The sequence below is a fragment of the Paenibacillus pedocola genome (genome assembly GCF_031599675.1).
GTDB classification, from domain to species: Bacteria; Bacillota; Bacilli; order Paenibacillales; family Paenibacillaceae; genus Paenibacillus_AQ; species Paenibacillus_AQ pedocola.
Map to the genome: position 1 here is coordinate 2,380,913 of NZ_CP134223.1, position 15,667 is coordinate 2,396,579.

At 49.6% G+C, this 15,667-nt stretch carries 13 protein-coding genes; 10 read left to right on the forward strand and 3 right to left on the reverse strand.

Annotation, left to right across the window (positions count from 1 at the left end; genetic code table 11):
- The first annotated feature begins 105 nt into the window (after window positions 1–105).
- The 3 genes from QU597_RS10160 to QU597_RS10170 all read left to right on the forward strand — a co-directional run bounded on the left by QU597_RS10160 (window position 106) and on the right by QU597_RS10170 (window position 3,542).
- On the forward strand, window positions 106–927 hold the full coding sequence (locus tag QU597_RS10160; RefSeq protein ID WP_310832527.1) for a DUF2785 domain-containing protein: 822 nt from the start codon (window positions 106–108) through the stop codon (window positions 925–927).
- A gap of 282 nt (window positions 928–1,209) precedes the next feature.
- Entirely contained in the window at window positions 1,210–2,637 is a 1,428-nt protein-coding gene (locus tag QU597_RS10165) for an NAD(P)-binding domain-containing protein (protein WP_310833271.1), read from the forward strand.
- A 386-nt stretch (window positions 2,638–3,023) separates the two neighbouring features.
- Window positions 3,024–3,542 (forward strand): hypothetical protein, encoded by a 519-nt coding sequence (locus QU597_RS10170; RefSeq protein ID WP_310832528.1) that lies wholly within the window; start codon window positions 3,024–3,026, stop codon window positions 3,540–3,542.
- A 137-nt stretch (window positions 3,543–3,679) separates the two neighbouring features.
- On the opposite strand, the gene QU597_RS10175 is transcribed toward QU597_RS10170, so the two are convergent.
- Window positions 3,680–4,174 carry a copper amine oxidase N-terminal domain-containing protein gene (locus QU597_RS10175; RefSeq protein WP_310832529.1) on the reverse strand — a complete coding sequence of 165 codons (495 nt, stop codon included), beginning with the start codon at window positions 4,172–4,174 and terminating at the stop codon, window positions 3,680–3,682.
- A gap of 232 nt (window positions 4,175–4,406) precedes the next feature.
- Here QU597_RS10175 and QU597_RS10180 point away from each other — a divergent pair, with 232 nt between their 5' ends.
- Window positions 4,407–6,242: a UbiD family decarboxylase gene (locus QU597_RS10180; RefSeq protein ID WP_310832530.1), complete on the forward strand. Its 1,836-nt coding sequence runs from the start codon at window positions 4,407–4,409 to the stop codon at window positions 6,240–6,242.
- 6 nt (window positions 6,243–6,248) lie between these two features.
- Here QU597_RS10180 and QU597_RS10185 read toward each other — a convergent pair whose 3' ends face one another.
- Window positions 6,249–6,626, reverse strand: a complete 378-nt coding sequence (locus tag QU597_RS10185; protein ID WP_310832531.1) for a hypothetical protein — start codon at window positions 6,624–6,626, stop codon at window positions 6,249–6,251.
- 386 nt (window positions 6,627–7,012) lie between these two features.
- On the opposite strand from QU597_RS10185, the gene QU597_RS10190 reads away from it, so the two are divergent.
- The 6 genes from QU597_RS10190 to QU597_RS10215 all read left to right on the forward strand — a co-directional run bounded on the left by QU597_RS10190 (window position 7,013) and on the right by QU597_RS10215 (window position 14,349).
- Window positions 7,013–8,080 carry a glycosyltransferase gene (locus tag QU597_RS10190; RefSeq protein WP_310832532.1) on the forward strand — a complete coding sequence of 356 codons (1,068 nt, stop codon included), beginning with the start codon at window positions 7,013–7,015 and terminating at the stop codon, window positions 8,078–8,080.
- A 25-nt stretch (window positions 8,081–8,105) separates the two neighbouring features.
- Window positions 8,106–8,672 (forward strand): GNAT family N-acetyltransferase, encoded by a 567-nt coding sequence (locus QU597_RS10195; RefSeq protein ID WP_310832533.1) that lies wholly within the window; start codon window positions 8,106–8,108, stop codon window positions 8,670–8,672.
- A complete protein-coding gene (locus tag QU597_RS10200) occupies window positions 8,662–9,648 on the forward strand; it encodes a helix-turn-helix transcriptional regulator (protein ID WP_310832534.1) in 987 nt (328 codons plus the stop codon). The genes QU597_RS10195 and QU597_RS10200 overlap by 11 nt, the downstream gene beginning before the upstream one ends.
- Window position 9,649: 1 nt before the next feature.
- A complete protein-coding gene (locus QU597_RS10205) occupies window positions 9,650–10,228 on the forward strand; it encodes a GNAT family N-acetyltransferase (protein WP_310832535.1) in 579 nt (192 codons plus the stop codon).
- A gap of 204 nt (window positions 10,229–10,432) precedes the next feature.
- Window positions 10,433–13,249, forward strand: coding sequence for an ATP-binding protein (locus tag QU597_RS10210; protein WP_310832536.1), 2,817 nt, complete (start codon window positions 10,433–10,435; stop codon window positions 13,247–13,249).
- Window positions 13,250–13,251: 2 nt separating this feature from the next.
- The gene (locus QU597_RS10215; protein ID WP_310832537.1) at window positions 13,252–14,349 is read left to right on the forward strand and encodes a response regulator; all 1,098 of its coding nucleotides are present in this window, start codon (window positions 13,252–13,254) and stop codon (window positions 14,347–14,349) included.
- Between the two features lie 87 nt (window positions 14,350–14,436).
- On the opposite strand, the gene QU597_RS10220 is transcribed toward QU597_RS10215, so the two are convergent.
- Entirely contained in the window at window positions 14,437–15,594 is a 1,158-nt protein-coding gene (locus tag QU597_RS10220; RefSeq protein ID WP_310832538.1) for a glycosyltransferase family 4 protein, read from the reverse strand.
- Between the last annotated feature and the right edge of the window lie 73 nt (window positions 15,595–15,667).

Below are 15,667 nucleotides of genomic sequence, written 5' to 3' on the forward strand. Positions count from 1 at the left end.
CCTATTCGCGGCTTACCGGAAAGTGACAGTCCCTGTGTCGTAGAAATGGATTTCATTTCCGGCCAGGCAAGTCAGATCGGAAAATTTCTAGCAGGAGTGTGTAAAATGAACTTAAAAGAAAAGTTGATCATAATAAAAGAAAATGGCTACCAAGCACCTCCCGAAGCATTCCAGTTGATTAAAGAAATGTTAAAAAACATCGGTTCTCTGGATACCGAGCTGCGTGATGAGCTGATATATACAACCTTATCACACTGGATTCCTGGTAATTCTCCGACTGCAAACGAACTGGAGCAACTTCTGCCAGTTGTTTTGGATAACAACCATTTGCTTTATAGGCTTGGTGAAACCAATACAGACTCTGTCTTCACCCGATCTTTCTCTATGCTAGTCATACCGCTCCTCTTCATGAGGCATAGTGAATCACCATTTCTCTCAAAAGAGCAAATTCATCAAATAAAAGAAAATGTTTTTTACAGTTTACAAGAAGAGCGGGATTACCGTGGATATGACGAAGAAAAAGGCTGGGCTCATACCATAGCCCATGCAGCAGATGCTTTAGATGATTTGGCGCAATGTTCCGAACTGGATGAAACAGACCTCTTAACCATCCTCGATTTGGCTTACGAAAAGATGACCATAACAGATCGAATTTATTCTGATGGTGAAGATGAGAGAATGGTAAGACCCGTAATAAGTGTTTTAAATAGAAAAATACTTAGTAAGACTTATGTAGAGCAATGGATTCAAAGTTTTGGTGATGTGGAGAAGAGTTCGGAATTTCTTCCTGCCTTTAGGCAAAAAAATAACATAAAGAACTTTTTGAAAAGTTTATACTTTCGAGTTAAATTTTTCAAAGTGGATGCGGATCTCTGTCCGACTATCGAGCAAACATTGTATAAAGTAGAAAAAGTATACTATTCCTAGGATTTATGATTGCTTTGAGGAATATTAATAGTTGTAATTGTGGCATGTTTCATTCCATTTGAACTTGGTTTGTCAATTCATATCGACCCTAGAACATGAAATGTTAGTAAAAATGTACAATCATCTGAGCTGATTTTAGCTATAATGACAATAAACCTGACATAAATATTTAAAAGGTGAACCATACCGGATATAATATGGCCAATGATGTAAGTGTGGAGCATGGGAATCGCTTGTAAATGCGGAGGTTCCTAAAGATGCCAGCGAAAGGTCTGAGGAATGATGAGCCTGGAAACTTTAAATGAACGCGTGAAAACCGACCTTTCCTATCTCGCCTACGGTGGTACGGATTGGGTACGTCCCTTTGAGCATCCGGAAGGGCATGTCTATGATGTCGTTATTGTGGGGGGCGGGCAGAGCGGACTGGGTGCGGCCTTTGGCCTGCTGCGTGAACGGATCTCCAATATTGTGATTATTGATGAGAACCGTGAAGGCCTAGAAGGACCTTGGGAAACGTATGCCCGGATGGTTACGCTGCGTACACCCAAGCATTTGACGTCCATTGATCTGGGGATTCCTTCCCTGACCTTCCGTGCCTGGTGGGAAGCGCAAGCCGGTCCGCAGGGCTGGGAAGCCATCGACAAAATTCCGCGCGGGGACTGGATGAATTATTTGCGCTGGTACCGCCGGGTGCTCGGACTGCCGGTCATCAATGAAGTGACACTGAAGCTGATTGAGCCCGGGGAGGACGGGATTTACCGGCTGCATATCGGCGGGGCAGGGGCACCGTCCAGCCAGCTGCTGGCCCGCAAGATCGTGCTGGCTACCGGCATACAGGGCGGCGGCGAATGGCATGTGCCCGAAATGATTGCCGGCAATCTGCCGGAGCACTTGTATTCGCACACATCGGAAACCATTGATTTCAATGCACTGGCTGGCAAAAGAATTGGCATTCTCGGCGGCGGCGCTTCGGCATTTGACAATGCCAACTATGTGCTCTCGGAAGGTGCGGCAGAAGCCCATGTGTTCGTCCGTCGGGAGCAGCTGCCGAATGTGAATCCAATTCGCCAGATGGAACTCTCGGGGATGATCGAACGGTTCCATACGCTTGGAGATGCTGATAAATACGGGGTAATCTCGCATTTCTTCAAGTACAATCAGCCGCCGACGAACGATACCTTTGCCCGCGCAGCCGCGTGGCCGGGATTCAGCCTGCATCTCGGATCCCCCTGGCTGAAGGTGGAAGAGGTGGAGGATCAGGCGGTGGTGACCACGCCTAAGGGAGAGTTCGCTTTTGACTTCCTGATCGTCAGCACGGGGCTGCTCAGTGATCCGGGACTGCGGCCCGAGCTGAGGCTGGTCGAGAGTCATATCGCACGCTGGAGCGATTGCTATCAGGCTCCTGCAGAAATAGCCAATCCGCTGCTGGATGCACATCCTTACCTCAGTCCCGGCTTCGCGCTCCAGAGCCGGGATGAGGAAGGGAAGAAACTGCTGCACGGTTTATTCGTCTTCAATTATTCGGCACTGGCCAGCAACGGTTTGTCCGCCTCAGCCATATCAGGGATCAGGAACGCAATTCCGAAGCTGGTCGGCGGGGTTGCGGATCAGCTGTTCACGGATGACCGTGAGACGATTCTGCACTCTTTTTACAATTATAATGAGATTGAGTTTACCGGCGAATGGCTGCCGGCTAAGATTAAATCATAGAGGTCACTTATCGAACAGTGTGTTCTGTTGGTTAATCAAAATGATGGACTGCACTCCATCAAGTAGACAGCGCAAATAATAAAAGATCCTTAAGCGGCCTTAGTCCTGAATTCAATTGGACTGAGGCCGTTTAAATTTTCCTGTAAACGTTCATTATTGTGGTACTTATAAGCTGGATTTTATATACATTGCAAAAGGGCTTCGATTGAGTACCGAACTCCTTTCAAAGAAAAGGTCGGTTCTGACAAACTGGTAAACGGGACATCTGGCTGGATGGATTTAGAGGCAACCCCCTTTTTGGGTTTTTAAAATGTGAAAAATTATAAGAGTGTTATAAACTTTTCTTCTTTTTATTCGTCTGTATAACAGAAAGGATGTGTTCTCTTATGAATAAATTTACACTGACCCTCGCTACTCTGTTACTCTTGACAACATTTCTTGCTGCATGTGGAAAGGAAGAGGTAACCCGTGCGAATAACCTTGCACAGGCAACAGCTAGTAATACGACTAGGTCTAACACTTCGGGTACGGACTCGATAACTGGGACAGATAACAACTCTACTCCCTCCAGCAGCAATAAGATTAAATGGGATAAAATAAAAGATCCACTTATTGATGAGACAATGAAAGACAAGCTCAAAGCGTCAGTTGATGCAATTGTTAATAAGCAAGTAGTCACGTTTCATAAGACACTTGGTCCCAATGTCGGTACCGTACACGATTATCTATTAAACAATCCAGTCAAATTCACAGATGTTGGTGAAGCGCATGAAGAAGACGGGCGTATATTAGTGCTTATTAAGGGAGAAAGTCAAAGCAATGACGGTAATCCCTCGGAAATGGGGTATACATTTTATTTCGAAAAAGATAAAAGTGGTGTTTGGCAGATTGTATCTATTGACTAGAAGGTCTACCTGACTTTGAAAAGATACTATAGAGGCTGTCCATAAGCCATTAATTTAGAGGGAAATGCTTTAGGATTTTTCCTCTTCCGGAATGTAAAAAGACTGATTTAAATTCATCCCTTTTATCCCCAGGCTAGTTACTTCTCCGTTAGGCTCAATAAATCCGATTGTAGTTTTATCTCTTCACTGGGATTGGCGACGTATACGACCCATTGCTTAGGATTCCACAGGACATACGCCCGGGTGGATTCTGCGATAAAGCGCAGGGGAACCATGACACGCCCTTGTTTTAGGGTTGAGGCCGCTTCCAGTTTCACTTCTTTATTTCCGATCTTTGCTGTTTTTTGCCCAGCGACTAAGGTGATGGTCTCCCCGCCTGAGGTAATCGTCACAGTCTTAGACGACTTATTCCATTGTACCGAGCTGCCGGGTATTTGCTGGGCCATTTTCAACGGAACCATGGTTGTTCCATTAGTGATATACGGGGCCACATCCGTTTCCACAGTAACGTTATTCATTCGAATTTCAATAGCTGAAGGAGCTGCTGAAGTGGTTCCAGTATTCAAGGGGTTTCCCGCGATCATTAGTGTCGCAGTGAGCCCGAGGACACCCGCTTTTACATGATTTTTCACGTGCTAATATCCTCCTTGTGCCATTTTAGAAATTAAAATTCTATATTTCAGACGCACCATAATCCAAAAAGTTAATAAGACGGTTAAGGTCTACTCTCTGGGGAGCATATCAAACCCGACGCAGGGCACCTTTATTTGCTTGCGTGATAAAGGCTAGAAGACGTTGACCTTAAGTCCGGCCTCATTGATAATAAAGAGGTTCACATTTCTTCTGCAGATTGGAGTAAGACCAATGACATATCGCAATTTGGAAGAGTGCATTACTGACCTGGAAAAGCACGGGCATTTGATCCGTATCCGGGAGGAGGTCGATCCTCATCTGGAGATGGCAGCCATCCATATGAAGGTATATGAGGCAGGCGGGCCTGCATTATTATTTGAAAAGGTTAAAGGCTCAAGGTTCCGGGCGGTGTCGAATCTTTTCGGGACGATCGAACGGAGCAAGTTCATTTTCCGTGACACGTGGGAGTCTTCCCAGAACGTCATTGCCCTGCGCGATGATCCGGTGAAGGCGCTTAAAGCACCGTTTAAATATATCGGTACAGGACTAGCAGCCCGGAAGGCGCTGCCGCTTAAGATGCCCGGCGGACTTCCGTCCGGCTTCGAGGAAATTCAAATCTCCGATCTGCCGCAGATCAAGCATTGGCAGGGGGATGGCGGAGCTTTTGTAACACTGCCGCAGGTGTATTCAGAGGATCCGGACAAGCCGGGTATTATGAATTCGAATCTCGGAATGTACCGGATTCAGCTCAGCGGCAATGACTATGAGATCAATAAAGAAGTCGGGGTCCATTACCAGATTCACCGTGGTATAGGAATCCATCAGACCCATGCTACGAAGCGGGGCGAGCCGCTTAAGGTCAGCTGCTTTATCGGCGGTCCTCCGGCTCATACGCTGTCGGCTGTCATGCCGCTGCCTGAAGGCCTCAGTGAGATGACCTTCGCCGGCCTGCTGGGCGGACGCCACTTCCGCTACAGCTACGTCGATGGCTTCTGCATCAGCGCGGATGCTGATTTTGTCATTACGGGTGAGATTTATCCCGGTGAGACGAAGCCGGAAGGCCCGTTTGGCGATCATTTGGGGTACTACAGCCTGATCCATCCTTTTCCGGTGATGAAGGTACATAAGGTCTACGCCAAAAAAGGGGCAATCTTCCCCTTCACAGTCGTAGGCCGTCCACCGCAGGAGGATACAGCCTTCGGGGAGCTGATTCATGAGCTGACCGGGAATGCCATCAAGAATGAGGTGCCGGGCGTAAAAGAAGTGCATGCCGTCGATGCTGCAGGGGTGCATCCGCTGTTGTTCGCAATCGGCAGTGAGCGCTACACTCCGTACCAGCAGCTGAAGCAGCCGGCGGAGCTTCTGACTATCGCCAACCGGGTACTGGGGACTGGCCAGCTTAGCCTGGCTAAATATCTGTTCATCACTGCGGAAGAAGACCGGCCGATCAGCACGCATAACATTGCTGATTTCCTGACTTATATTCTGGAGCGGATAGATTTGCGGCGGGATATTCATTTCCAGACCAATACTACGATTGACACACTGGATTATTCGGGAACGGGGATCAACAGCGGCAGCAAGGTGATTTTTGCAGCAGTGGGTGAGCAGAAAAGAAGCTTATGCACAGAGGTGCCGCAGTCATTGACGATGCTGGAAAACTTCAGTGAGGCTAAGCTGGTGCTGCCGGGCATCGTTGCACTGCAAGGCCCGGCGTTCAGTGCTTACGGGGAAGCCGAACTGGAAATGCGCCGCTTAAGCGCCGCCATTGAAGAGCAAGGGCCGCTTGCGGATTGTCCGATGATCATCCTTTGTGATGACAGCGGCTTTATCAGCGAGGATTTGAGCAATTTCCTGTGGGCAACCTTTACGCGCAGCAACCCTTCTCACGACATTTATGGTGTAAACAGCACGGTACAGTTTAAGCATTGGTCTTGCGATAATGTTATTATCGACGCCCGCGTGAAGCCGCACCAGGCGCCGCCGTTAATCCCTGATCCGGCGGTGCAGCGCAATATTGAACGGTTATTCGTGCAGGGCGGAAGCCTTAGCGGCATCCGCAAATAGACTGGATTATTCCCTGGCGGGAACAATGACTTTGATATATTCGTGCTCACTTGCCCTTACGGCGATAGCCTCCTCCACGGGAATGCCTGGGATAGCATAGAGTTTGCTGCCCGCCTTGAACGTGGTGGAGAAATTGTTAGGGGAACCCTGGATGCACTCACTGGACTGCAGCGTAATCTCTCCGATTTCCTGATCAATTTCTGTAACGGCTGTATCCGTTATGGCGTACACCCGGTCATTCCATTTCACCAGCGGGAACGGGGAGGAGGCTAGGGCTTGGACGGTCTGGTTATCGGCTGAAGGAGCAGGCTGCCCAGCATTTTGCCCGGTGGAAGAGCAGGCTGCAAGAAGGATAAGGCTGAGTAGAAGGATCAACTTTTTCATGAATGAGCTCACCTCCTTGGTTAGACGCTGTCAAAGGCTGGAATGTTACTATTCTTGAAAGATTTCAAGCTGTCCCTCGCTTCAATAGGAGGGGCATTTTTTTGTTGATTGTAGATTGAACTAGCAGCGGCCGAAAGTCCAAACATCCACCGCAGGTGCGACTGACTTGTACTCAAAAACTTTAAGTTCACTCTATATATAATATTGAATAACACTGGAAGCAAGCTTCATTTGCTGCAAATAAATTTAAAAATGAAAATATATAGAAAATAATGTATAATCCTTGTATATTTCAAAAGGGAAAAAATGGATTATTCCTTCCGCTCTCCGTTTTGTATGTTTCTGTATCTTAATTTGTGCTATCAGAACTTTTAGGAGGTTGGGATATGAGAATCGCGATTGTCAGCAATAAACGCTCCGGATTAGGCGGTATGGAGGCTGTATTCAGAACTGTAATGCAGGAGCTGGGCAGGAATCAGGATGAGGTCAAAATGTTTCTCATGGGCGGCTCGCTGGACAAAGATTGGCTGCAGGATATTGATCATGTGGAGATTGGTGATCAGCGGACGGACAATGCCCTTAAGAGAAGGTACAGCTTCACACTTCCGCTATTCAGGCAAATCAGGCGGTATAAGCCGGATGTTATCATTGGCTGTGATCCCAATGTAGTCTGTTACTGCAAATGGATGATGCGGATTATGAACCGCAAAACTCCAGTGGGAAGCTGGGTTCATAATGAACTGTCCACGCTCTGGAAGGTCCAATTGCTGAAATATGCCGATTTTCATCTCTCGATCAGCAAGGGGATCGCTGAGCAGATTCATAATGTAGTAGGCAGCGGGTCGAACAATAAAATCTTCGTAACCCATAATCCTGTTGATGTTGAGGTGCTGGAGGTGGCAAGGCCTGAAGTCCCTACATTTCTCTACATTGGAAGGCTGGAGAATCGGCAGAAAAGAGTGCGCGATTTAATTGAAGCCCTGGCTAAGCTTGAGGGAGAATGGAAAGCAGTTATTGTCGGTGACGGGCCGGACCGGGAGGAGGTCTATAATCTGGCCGAATCCTATGGCATTAATGAGCGGATGGAGTGGATGGGCTGGCGCAAGAATCCCTGGTTAGAAATTCCGCGAGCATCGGCACTGGTGCTGACCTCTAACTTCGAAGGCTTCCCACTGGTTTTGCTGGAAGCAATGGCCAGAGGTATTCCTTGTTTAAGTACAGACTGCCAGCACGGACCTGCAGAAATCGTCATTCCGGAGAGCAATGGCTGGCTGGTCTCTGTGGGGGATGTTGAAGGCCTCGCCGCGACCATGCAGCAGATCATCAATCATCCGGAACAACTGCCGGATCCGCAATTCGTCAAAGAGTCAGTGGGCAAATTCAGCATCGCCAATGTAGTTAACAATATCAGAGGTATAATCGACAGGGAATTACAGTTGAAGATCTCCTCATAAAAAACAGATTAGGGATGATCAAAGCATGGAAGTATTAGAAACAGAGCGTTTGATCTTAAGACGCTTCCAACCCGGGGATGGAGAGGATCTGCATGAGTATCTCTCCCGCGAGGAAGTTGTCAAATTCGAGCCCTATGGGGTTCATAGCGAAACAGAGAGCAGGGCAGAGGCGCTGCGGCGTTCGGAGGATCCTGCGTTTTGGGCAGTCTGTCTGAACGATTCAGGGAAGCTGATCGGCAATATATATTTTCAGCAGCAGATGCCGCATCATTTCCGGACTTGGGAGCTGGGCTATGTATTCAATACCGAATTTCAAGGCTGCGGTTATGCGGCGGAAGCCTGCCGTAAATTGCTGGAATACGGTTTTACCTCTTTGCAGGTCCGGCGTGTAACTGCACATTGTGATCCTGATAATGCCCCGTCCTGGCGGCTGCTGGAGAGACTGAACCTGCGCCGGGAAGGCCACTTCCTTCAGACCGGATATTTCAAAAAGGATGAACTGGGCCGCCCAAATTGGCATGATACGTATGCGTATGGATTGCTTGAGAATGAGTGGCAATCATCAAGAATGGTGAAAAGAGATGAAAATTAACCGGCTGCTCGGGATTGTGGTGTATCTGCTTAACCGGGAGGTAGTCAGCGCCCGTACGCTTGCGGAGAACTTCGAAGTCTCCCCGCGCACCATCCAGCGTGATATGGAATCGATCGGTCTTGCCGGAATCCCCATAGGTTCGATCCAGGGCGTTAATGGGGGGTATTACATTCTGGACAGCTTCAAAATGAACAGGCAGCTGCTCCAGCCGGAGGATTATAATTACATTGTAGCCGCGCTGAGAGGCCTCATCTCCGGATATAACAGCAGACGCGCAGAGGAAACGGTAGAAAAGATGTTGTCCTTATCCCCTGAAGGCAGTGAGGCAGTACAGCCGTTACAGCTGGATTTGGAAGTGCTGCGAGAGGGAAGCGGGACCGTACAGTACATTGAGATCATTGAGGAAGCTATACGCCAAAAATGTACGGTTCAGTTTCAATATACGAATGCCCGGCAGACGGTTTCCAGCCGGAGTGTAGAGCCCTTGCTTTTGTCGTATAAATGGTACGCGTGGTATTTGTTCGCATATTGCCGTGACCGGAGGGATTACCGGCTGTTCCGGCTCTCGCGGATCAGGGAGATTCAGAACACCGGCGAAGCTTTTACGCAGGATCACGGGAATGCAGCGCGTTTGCTTGCCGCTCATCAGGATCGTCGGCCCAATATCACAGTTAAGCTTGCTTGTCCGGCAGATCGGAGAGTACAGCTGGAGGAGGCTTTTCCAAAAGCAAGGCTGCTGGAAGAAAGGTGCACTGAACTGGTGATGGAATTTACGGTTCCTGAAGAAGAGAGCGGCTGGTTTGCTACCCTGCTGCTGCTCGGAGGCCAATGTACTGTACTTGAACCGGAATCGCTGCGGCTGAGGCTGCAAAGCCATGCCCGGATGATTTTACAGAAGTATGAAGGTAATGACGACAGACAGTTGTCCGGATTGCCCGTTTATAATGGAGATATCCACACTATAAGGAGGGCTTGAGATGGAGATTAAGTTACTGGACCCTTACACCGTTTGTCCTATATTTGATACCGGTAGCTTTTTGCTAAGATTGGTACAGCAGGAGGATGCTGAAGATTTACTCGGGTGCTATTCGGACCCGGAGTCCATCCCCCTGTTTAACAGCGACAACTGTCTTTACGGCTTCAGCATGCACCTGCTGGATGATATGAAGGCCACTATTGAAGCCTGGCTCGCAGAATACCAGGCACGGGGATTTGTACGGTTCAGCATTATTGAGCAGACTTTTGGCAAGGTGATCGGGACGGTGGAGTTTTTTACCAGGGCAGTGCAATCCGCAGACGGACAGCATGAAGCCGGAATTTTGCGGCTTGATCTTAAATCCGTTTATGAACGGGAAGCAGCGCTTTGCGAGATTCTGGAGCTGATAGAGTCGCGGTTTGGCGAGTATTTTGCATTCTCCAGTATATTGACTAAGGCAGTGCCCCAGGCTGCGGCAAGAATCAGCGTTCTGCATCGTCTGGGTTATCAGAGGATAGAGCAAAGCTCCGATTTACCGTATGATGACTACTACATAAAAGAAATAAACACCGGATCGTAACCGGTTCGTTACATTTTCATACTGTTTCCCCTATCAGCCCGTCTGATCTCCCTATTTGGAGACTTGGACGGGCTAATCGTTTTGCTGAATAATGTCGAAAAAAAGAGTAGTAGTACCTCAGCATAGGAGGTTAGAATGGAACACTACAGAACAATTAACTTCGGCAGGAGATAAACTATTGAATTCAAGGGTGGTTGGCGGCGGATGGATAAAGGCAAAGCAAGCATCTTAGGGATGGTTATAGCAATCTACATACTGGCTGTGCTGCTTAAAGGCTTCTCGGTAGAGGTGTTCCTCAATTTCGTCATTCTTATTTTGATCTTATATTTCGCTGCATTCAAAAATAAAAAGAAGGATGTCTCCGAGTACGAACGGATCAAAAAGGAGCTGTCGGATCAGCTCTATTTCACCTCCCAATTGATGGATTCCCTGCCGCATCCGCTTTTTTATATCGATGACCAGCAGTGTTTTCTGGGCTGTAATACCGCCTATGAGCAAGCATTTGAAGTGTCTGGCTGCGAATTGGCCGGCATTCCGATACGCGATCTTCCCCATTTGCCTATGGACGCTTACCACAATCTTCGTGAGATGATGGCTGAGGTAACGGAGAGCGGCCAGTCTTCGATCCGCCAGATTCAGAGAACCTTTGCGAGCGGTGAAACGCACCACATTCTTTATACGCTGTCTGCCTACCGTCTGTCGGATGATTCAGTGGGCGGATACCTTGGGATTATGACCGATATTAGCGATCTGAAGCACAAAGAGAAGGAAATCCTGGATAACCGGAATTTTCTCAATGCCATTATCAGTCATATTCCGGTAATGATTACGGTCAAGGATGTCCGGACGTTGAAGGTATTCATGGGAAATCAGGCCAGTGCGGACTTTCTGGGCCTTAGTCCCGAGGAGCTTGGCGACCTGGAGCTTAGATCGGTATTCCCTGAGGAAATTGCCCGGAGGATGATTGAATCGGACAAAAAGGTAATTGCAACAGGACAAGTCCTGAGTGAGATCGATATCATTCCCGATGACAGCGAACACTGCAATCTGAGATATGTTCAGACCACTAAGCTGCCAATTTTAGATATGGAGGGACAGCCGCTGTATCTGCTCATTGTGTCCGAAGATATCACCGAGGCGAGACGGAAGGAAGCGGAGCTGAAACATGCCCTGAATCTGGCGGAAGAAGCGACTGCAGCCAAATCGCAGTTTCTGGCGAATATGAGCCATGAGATCCGGACGCCGATGAATGCCATTATTGGCATGGCTTATCTGGCGCTTAAGACAGAACTCAATCCGAAACAGCTGGACTATCTCTCCAAAATTCATAATGCCGGTACTTCGCTGCTTGGCATTATTAATGAGATCCTCGATTTCTCAAAGGTGGAGTCAGGCAAGCTGGAACTGGAAAATACGGAGTTTGTCTTAACGGACGTGATTTCAGGGGTACTAGATTTAGCGGGCCAGACCGCTCACGAGAAGGGGCTGCAGCTGTTGTGTGAAATCCCGCCTGATGTGCCCGCACGGCTTAGCGGCGATCCGCTTCGCCTTGGCCAGATCATGACCAATCTGCTAAGTAATGCGATTAAGTTCACCGAGGCGGGTGAAGTTTCGATTGGGGTGGAGCTATACAGTAGGATCGACAGTAAGGTGAAGCTTCAATTCAGTGTACGTGATACTGGGATTGGCATGAACAAAGAGACGGAAACCAAGGTATTCCAGGCCTTTACGCAGGCAGACAGCTCCACTACGCGGAAGTTTGGGGGAACGGGTCTGGGCCTGGCGATCAGCCGCAAGCTGGTGGGCATTATGGGAGGCAGTCTTTGGGTGGACAGTGAAGAAGGCAGAGGCAGTACATTTACGTTCACGGCATGGTTCGATATCGTCCCGGCTACAGACTTACCAGCAAGACCTGTTCCGGTACCGACACTCGATGTGCAGGAAAAAGACTACCGGCTGTCCGGCACCCGTGTCCTGCTGGTGGAAGACAATGAGATTAACCGGCAGATCGCTGCTGAGCTGCTAAGAAGTCAGGGACTGCTTCCGGATATTGCTGCTAATGGAGCTGAAGCGGTGCGGATGGTGGAATCCATGTCTGCGGAAAGACCTTACAGCATTGTGCTGATGGACCTGCAGATGCCGGAAATGGACGGCTTTCAGGCGGGGGCAAGAATCCGGGAAATGGTTCCCGAGCTGCCTATGATTGCTATGACAGCACGTACCATGCAGGAAGAGCGGGAACGCTGCTTCGCAGCCGGCATGAACGGCCATGTTGCCAAACCGATTGATCCGGATATTCTTTTCACTACGATCGGCAGATGGGTTTCGCATGGAATCATCCAGGAATCAGCAGAAGGCGTTGGAACGGCAGCTGAGTTCAGACCCTCTACAGAAACCTTGCCATTCCTGCGGCTGAAGGGTATTGAAACCGGAAAGGGGCTCAGCCGCGCCGGACACAACCGGGAACTGTATATCAGCCTGCTGTTGAAATATGCCGGGAATCAGCGTGAAACGGTAGCAAGCTTGCGTAAGGCGCTAAGGGCAGAGGATACTTCAGCAGCGCTAAGGCTTGCTCATAATCTGAAGGGGGTCTCCGGTAATATTGGAGTTACGGATGTCCAGATGCTGGCCGGCACCCTGGGTAAAATGTTAGACAGCTCTGCTAAGCCGCAAGAGCTGGAGCAGCTTCTGAACAGGCTGGAAGCGGCGGTTCAAGCCAGCACTGAGGAAATCCTCGGGCAGCTGGGCGGTGCTGATCACTATAATGCAGCAGAGATCATGCCTGAGCAGAAAAATGAACCGCCAATAAAGCTGCTCGGCCGGTTAGAGGATATGCTGAAGGACAGTGATAGTGAAGCTGTCGATTATTTTGCATCTGTAAGGAGCGTATTAGCACATGCGATGACACAAGATGAGCTGAGACAGCTGGAGTACAGTCTGGGCATGTTTGAATATGAGGAAGCCCTCTCCCTTACCCGGCAGGCCATAAGAGATCGAAATTATGAACAGAGGTTGATGTAAATATGCTGGATTCCAGACCTGTTATACTCGTCATAGACGATACGCCGGACAATATTACGCTGCTTAGCGGCTTGTTGAAAGAACAATACAAGGTTAAGGTTGCCACAAACGGCGAGAAAGGGCTGCTGATTGCCAAGGCTGCTCCGCCGGACTTGATTCTGCTGGATATTATGCTGCCGGGAATGGACGGTTACGAGACTTGCCGGAGATTGAAAGAGGACGAGACACTGCGGGAGATTCCGGTGATCTTTTTGACGGCGAAGGAAGAGGTAGAGGATGAGAATAAGGGCTTTGATTCTGGAGCGGTAGATTATATTACCAAGCCCATCAGCTCACCGGTTCTGCTGTCGCGTGTGAAGACCCACTTAACGTTGAAGCGCTCGAAGGATTTCCTTGCGGACAAAAATCAATTTCTTGAGGCGGAAATTTCCCGGCGGATGAAGGAGATTTCCTTAATTCAGGAGGTTTCGGTGATGGCGATGGCCGCCTTGGCCGAAATGCGGGATACGGAGACCGGCAACCATATTCAAAGAACCAAATTGTATATTCAGGAATTGGCGACGCAGCTGAGCCGGACGGACAAATATGCAGCCAGGCTGTACCCAGAGCATATCGACCTGATCGTTACGTCTGCCCCGCTGCATGATATCGGGAAGGTCGGCATCCCTGATCACATCCTCCTCAAGCCGGGCAAGCTGACTTATGAGGAATTTGAAGTGATGAAGACGCATACCACCTTGGGCAGAGATGCGGTTCTGCGTGCCGAACAGCTGATGGATCGTCCGGAGACGTTTCTCCGGTTCGCTAAGGAAATTGTCTATTCCCATCATGAGAAATGGAACGGTACGGGGTATCCGGAAGGGCTCGCCGGCGAGCAGATTCCGCTGTCAGCCCGGCTGATGGCTGTTGCGGATGTGTACGATGCGCTGACAAGCGAACGGGTGTACAAGGCAGCAATGCCTCATGAGCAGGCAGTAGAGATTATCGTTGCTGATGCCGGCCGGCATTTTGATCCCGATATCGTAGACATTTTCGTAAAGTGCAGCTATAAGTTTCAGGAGATTTCCGAGAGATATAAGAATGATCATCTGAACGCATAGCACTAATTGTAATCTGGAATAGCGCTCTTCAAGCATCCTGCGTAAGGATGGTTGGAGAGCGCTATTTTTTTGAATGGAATTATTTTTCTAGGCTGTGAAAATCCCTGCCGGGCTTTTTATCCGCCGGCCTTCAATAACCTCCTCGTAATCACTGATCAGCCGGTCAAAAATATGCTCCCAGGAACGGCCAAGCGCCAGCCGCCGACCCTCCTGGCCCATAGCCATACGCAGCATAGGCTGCTCCGCCAGCCTGCATATCGCCTCAGCCATTGCCGCCGGCTGATGCGGCTCAAACAGTGTGCCGCTTCGGTCCGGCACGACCAGATCCCGCGAGCCGCCGGCATCTGCCGCGATGACAGGAAGACCCGAGGCCATGGCTTCAAGCACGACATTGCCGAAGGTTTCCGTACAGGAGGGGAAGACGAACAGGTCGCCTGCGGCATACAGCTCCGCCAGTTCCTGCCCATATTTACTGCCGGAGAAGGTAACATTCTGAGGTGCTGCGGCCCGCAGCTCCGGCAGCTGCGGACCATCGCCTACAATGAGCAGGTGCGCTGCGGAGGCAATGGAATCCGGAAGCAGCTGCATAGCGGCAAGGAGGGTGGCAATATCTTTTTCCGGGGCGATTCGTCCTACATATATTAGCAGCAGCTGGCTTCCGATCCCGTAGCGCTCCCGTACATCCGCTGAACGCTTCTCTGGAGTGTAAAGACCGCAGTCAACGCCTCTGGACCACAGGCGCAGCCCGGAAAATCCGTGTGCACGCAGCGAGCCGATGGTCTCCTGGGAGGGTGCTAGAATCGCATCACAGGACCGGTGAAACCATTTCATGTATTTCCAGTACAGCGGGACAATTCTGCGCATCCGGTAATATTGAAGGTAACGGTCAAAGTGGGTGTGGTAGGAAGCAACATGCGGGAGGTTCTGCTTCTGGGCATAGCGGAGGCCGCACAGGCCGAGGTTGAAGGGGGTTGCCATGTGCACCAGATCCGGGCTGAAGGCCCGCAGCTCATTGTGAATGGAGGACATATGGGGCAGCGCTAATCTGCATTCGGGATACAGAAAAAATGGAATGCTGACAATTTTGCGGACCGGGTCGTTGTCGTTTTGTCCAGAGGCCGGTTTCGGGGTAAACAGCAGGTGCTCGATTCCGCGGCGGTTCAGATGGCCGGTCAGGCGGTGGAGTGTGCGGGCAACCCCATTGGTCTGCGGAAGATAGGTGTCCGTAAACAAAGCTAGACGCATCAATATCCCCTCCAGGACTCTTGTTGCCCTGATCATAGCAGGCGAATATTTGCCTCGGGTCAGCGGAATGTTA

Bases quoted from the DNA above. Each gene is read 5' to 3' on its own strand.
- QU597_RS10160 (WP_310832527.1), top strand. From the start codon at position 106: ATGAACTTAAAAGAAAAGTTGATCATAATAAAAGAAAATGGCTACCAA.
- QU597_RS10165 (WP_310833271.1), top strand. From the start codon at position 1,210: ATGAGCCTGGAAACTTTAAATGAACGCGTGAAAACCGACCTTTCCTAT.
- QU597_RS10170 (WP_310832528.1), top strand. From the start codon at position 3,024: ATGAATAAATTTACACTGACCCTCGCTACTCTGTTACTCTTGACAACA.
- QU597_RS10180 (WP_310832530.1), top strand. From the start codon at position 4,407: ATGACATATCGCAATTTGGAAGAGTGCATTACTGACCTGGAAAAGCAC.
- QU597_RS10185 (WP_310832531.1), bottom strand. From the start codon at position 6,626: ATGAAAAAGTTGATCCTTCTACTCAGCCTTATCCTTCTTGCAGCCTGC.
- QU597_RS10190 (WP_310832532.1), top strand. From the start codon at position 7,013: ATGAGAATCGCGATTGTCAGCAATAAACGCTCCGGATTAGGCGGTATG.
- QU597_RS10195 (WP_310832533.1), top strand. From the start codon at position 8,106: ATGGAAGTATTAGAAACAGAGCGTTTGATCTTAAGACGCTTCCAACCC.
- QU597_RS10200 (WP_310832534.1), top strand. From the start codon at position 8,662: ATGAAAATTAACCGGCTGCTCGGGATTGTGGTGTATCTGCTTAACCGG.
- QU597_RS10205 (WP_310832535.1), top strand. From the start codon at position 9,650: ATGGAGATTAAGTTACTGGACCCTTACACCGTTTGTCCTATATTTGAT.
- QU597_RS10210 (WP_310832536.1), top strand. From the start codon at position 10,433: ATGGATAAAGGCAAAGCAAGCATCTTAGGGATGGTTATAGCAATCTAC.
- QU597_RS10215 (WP_310832537.1), top strand. From the start codon at position 13,252: ATGCTGGATTCCAGACCTGTTATACTCGTCATAGACGATACGCCGGAC.
- QU597_RS10220 (WP_310832538.1), bottom strand. From the start codon at position 15,594: ATGCGTCTAGCTTTGTTTACGGACACCTATCTTCCGCAGACCAATGGG.